A 3,628-nucleotide genomic window follows, 5' to 3' on the forward strand; every position below is an offset into this window, starting at 1 on the left:
GGACGCGCGTTCGCCGATCAGATGGACGGCGCCCAGTCCGTTCTGTTCACGATCCGCCCCGACCGCTGGATCAGCCAGGACTACTCGAGCGACTTCTAACCAGTACTGTCAGCTCACGCTGGGCCAAATATTCCATCTCGAGACCGAGTAAGGAGCGCCCCGTGTCGACATCGCGGCCACCACAGGCGCCGACCGGCCAAACCCGCCCCCACACGCGGACCTCCCTCGCGAAGGACATGAGAACGCTGGGGCTGCGTAGCGGCGACCTCGTCCTGGTACACGCGAGCCTGAAGTCGCTGGGGTGGGTGTCCGGTGGCACCGTCACCGTCATCCAGGCACTTCAGGACACACTCACTCCCTCGGGCACGCTCGTTGTCCCGACGCATACGCCGGGCCTGACCGATCCCGCGAGATGGCAGAACCCTCCGGTACCCCCGGAATGGGTGCCGGAGGTGCGGGCCAGTTTGCCGGCCTTCGATCCCGAGCGGACTCCCAGCGAGTGGATGGGCGCGATTGCCGAGACATTTCGCACCTGGCCGGATGTGCAGCGGAGTCACCATCCCCACGTCTCGTTCGCCGCATGCGGCGCCGACGCGGCGGCGATCATCGGCGGCCACGAGTTGAACATGTCGCTCGGCGAGGGATCGCCACTGGCGCGCTTGTACGACCGCCACGCACGGGTGTTGTTGATCGGCACGAACAACTGCACGAGCCTGCACCTCGCGGAGATTCGCGCCGGTACGGGGACCGCGATAACCCAGGGCGCTCCGCTCGTCCGCGATGGACAACGGCAGTGGGTGCGATTCTCGGACCTGGATTACGACGACACCCATTTCGCCGACATCCTCGACGAGTTCGCGGCAGCACAACCGGCCGACGCCAGAACCGGACGGCTGGGTTCATCGGTCGTGCGACTGCTGGAACAGCGACCCTTGATCGACTACGCCACCGGCGCGCTACGCAGAAAGATCGGATAATTCTCGCGGGTACCGGCCGAACCGAGCGAGCGCACCGATCAAGCGCAATCAAAGGGTTGATTTGGTAATCTCTCGACGAAAATACCCATCCAATTGCAGCGAGGTGTCCGATGCTTATTCGGTTCGAGGTGGAGAACTTCCGCTCGATACTCGCTCCCGCCGAGCTGTCGATGGTTGCGGTCGACGACCGGCCGGAGGTGCGGGGATTTCCGAAGTTCGGCGCCTCCCTCGTGCCGGTTGCGGGCGTCTTCGGCCCCAACGCCTCGGGAAAATCGAACGTGTTGGCGGCGCTGGCCTGGCTTCGTGAGGCTGTCAGGACCTCATTGCGCGTTTGGGACGACGAGATCCCCGTCGAACCATTCGCTTTCGGCGACGCGAAGACCCGCGATTCGTCGTTCGCGCTGGAACTGGAGATCGACGGGGTTCGCTTCGAGTACCTACTCGATCTCGGACGGCACCGGGTGAGCTACGAGGCGCTTTTCCACTATCCCGAAGGACGGCGCCGCCGCGTTTTCGAACGCGTTGCGAATGAACTTACCTTGCAACGCGGTCTCGGAGACCTTTCCGGCATTCGGAAGCTTTTGACCGATCGGTCGCTGGCGCTGTCCATCATGCGGCGTTTCGACGAACCGATCACCTCGGGGTTCGCGCGAGCCGTCGTTCGCTTCACGATATTGGGACAGCCGTTGAACCGGGATCGGCGTCACTCGGTCGGCAAAGGATGGTCCACTCTTCGGCTCTTCGATGTTCCACGGGAGGACGAACTCGACGCACCAGAGAACGACACGGTCTTCGACGAGCCGGAATGGCAATCGACTCGCAGACAAGCCATGGCCCTGCTACAGCTCGCCGATCTCGGAGTGACCGACGTCCAGATCGAGGAAACACGGATCGAATCCAGCCGCGGCGAGCCAATCGTCCGCCGGACCCCTCAGCTCGTCCACCTCGCCGACACCGAACGACTACCGTTCGACTACCGCCACGAGTCGGCCGGCACCCGGGCCTGGTTCGAGCTGATCGGACCGGTGCTCAACGCCCTACAGGACGGGGCCCTCATCCTCTTCGACGAGCTCGACGCGAGCCTGCACCCCACCCTCACCGCACAGCTCGTCAGACTCTTCAAGCTACGGAAGTCCAACCCGCACGGGGCGCAGCTGCTGTTCACCTCGCACGACACGAACCTGTTGAACCACTTGAACCGAGATGAGGTGTGGCTGACCGAGAAAGTGGCGAATGGGTCGACGCGTTTTGCCGCCCTCTCCGACTTTGCGGGCGAACGCGTGCGCCGGTCGGCGAACCTCGAGAGCGGCTATCTCAGCGGCCGTTTCGGCGCGCTGCCCGATGTGTCCCGTCCAGAGGTACTGAAAGAACTCGGATTGATCGGATGAGCGCCAGAGACAGAGGCCGGCGGGCAAAGAGTCTGAAACGCAGAACGGAAACCACGCCGGTTCGAACAACCTTCCGCGTGTACACGGAAGGAGTATCGACCGAGCCCGAGTACATCGACGCGCTCAAACGGCTCCCGGAGTTCGCCGACGTGGTTTCGGTAGACATCTCGATCGAAGAGGCCGGGGCAACCCCGATGCATCTCGTGGAGACAGCCTGCTCCGACAAACGGCGCGCCGATCTTGACATCGACTTCTACTGGCGCGTGTTCGACGTGGAATTCCCGCAACCCCATCCACATCTCCACCGCGCCAGGCAGATGGCGAGCGACAACGGCGTGCAGTTGGCTGTCAGCAACCCCTGCGCAAGAAGCACCACGAGGAGAGTACGGACTTCCCGGACGACAATCCCTCGTCCTCATTCGACCAATTGGTAACCCACATCCGCGAGGTGGCGAAGACCAACAAATGATCGCATCGGTCAGCCATCGTGGCAGCCCAGCGGATGAGTATCGATGCCCGCCGGCCCGGCGGCAGGCCGGACCGGCGGACAGGGAGACGTCACGCAGGGGTGCCGAGCGGCGGGTGCTCGAGCACGCTGGGCTTGTACTCGACCAGCTGGATGCGGCCGTCGAAGGTGCGGTGCTCGATCATCTCGAGGGCGACGTCCGGATAGCCGTCGTAGATGCGTTCTGCACCCGTCGCCCCGGTGATCACCGGGAACATCACGACCCGGAAGCGGTCGACGAGTCCGGCTCGCAGCAGCGACCGGCACAGGCCGAGGCTGCCGATCGTGCTGAGGAGCCCCGAACCACTCGACTTCATGGCGCGGACCGCCTCGACGGCATCGTCGCGGACCAGCGTGGAGTTGGCCCACGCCAGTGGCTCCCCGAGCGAGGAGGAGAACACCACCTTGGGCGCTTGCGTGAGCTCATCGACCGACGCCTCTTCTTCGGGCCTGAACTCGTCTTGGCCATCCGGGACCTCGCCGGAGGCGAAGCCCGACATCAGGCGGTAGGTGTTCGCCCCCATCAGGTAAATGGGCTCGGGCTGCTCGCCGAGCCACGCGAGGTATTCCGGGCCCTCGAGGCCCCAGAACCCGGGCCATCCCACTCCCGACGCGTAACCGTCGAGAGAGGTGATGAAGTCGACGAGAAGCTCCGACATGGGGTCCGGTAGTAACCGCCGAAAAACCAACGGATACGGCGTCGCTGCTGGTCAGCGTCGACGTTCGGCTCCCGGGCCCAGGATCGAGGTCAGCTCGCG

4 protein-coding genes are annotated in these 3,628 nt (G+C 64.3%); 3 read left to right on the forward strand and 1 reads right to left on the reverse strand.

Annotated elements, in window-relative coordinates; translation table 11 throughout:
* The first annotated feature begins 236 nt into the window (after positions 1-236).
* From AB0H42_RS35505 to AB0H42_RS35515, 3 genes are all read left to right on the forward strand, one after another.
* Positions 237-977 (forward strand): AAC(3) family N-acetyltransferase, encoded by a 741-nt coding sequence (locus AB0H42_RS35505; RefSeq protein ID WP_357064221.1) that lies wholly within the window; start codon positions 237-239, stop codon positions 975-977.
* Between the two features lie 110 nt (positions 978-1,087).
* A complete protein-coding gene (locus tag AB0H42_RS35510; protein WP_357064224.1) occupies positions 1,088-2,365 on the forward strand; it encodes an AAA family ATPase in 1,278 nt (425 codons plus the stop codon).
* Complete coding sequence (locus AB0H42_RS35515) at positions 2,362-2,799, forward strand: RloB family protein (protein ID WP_357064227.1); 438 nt, start codon at positions 2,362-2,364, stop codon at positions 2,797-2,799. The genes AB0H42_RS35510 and AB0H42_RS35515 overlap by 4 nt, the downstream gene beginning before the upstream one ends.
* Positions 2,800-2,923: 124 nt before the next feature.
* On the opposite strand, the gene AB0H42_RS35520 is transcribed toward AB0H42_RS35515, so the two are convergent.
* Entirely contained in the window at positions 2,924-3,529 is a 606-nt protein-coding gene (locus AB0H42_RS35520; RefSeq protein ID WP_357064229.1) for a dihydrofolate reductase family protein, read from the reverse strand.
* Positions 3,530-3,628 lie beyond the last annotated feature (99 nt).

This window comes from Nocardia sp. NPDC050799 (genome assembly GCF_040654015.1).
GTDB lineage: Bacteria > Actinomycetota > Actinomycetes > Mycobacteriales > Mycobacteriaceae > Nocardia.

Excerpts from the sequence above, each read along its gene's own strand:
- AB0H42_RS35505 (WP_357064221.1), top strand. The coding sequence starts at position 237 with ATGAGAACGCTGGGGCTGCGTAGCGGCGACCTCGTCCTGGTACACGCG.
- AB0H42_RS35510 (WP_357064224.1), top strand. The coding sequence starts at position 1,088 with ATGCTTATTCGGTTCGAGGTGGAGAACTTCCGCTCGATACTCGCTCCC.
- AB0H42_RS35515 (WP_357064227.1), top strand. The coding sequence starts at position 2,362 with ATGAGCGCCAGAGACAGAGGCCGGCGGGCAAAGAGTCTGAAACGCAGA.
- AB0H42_RS35520 (WP_357064229.1), bottom strand. The coding sequence starts at position 3,529 with ATGTCGGAGCTTCTCGTCGACTTCATCACCTCTCTCGACGGTTACGCG.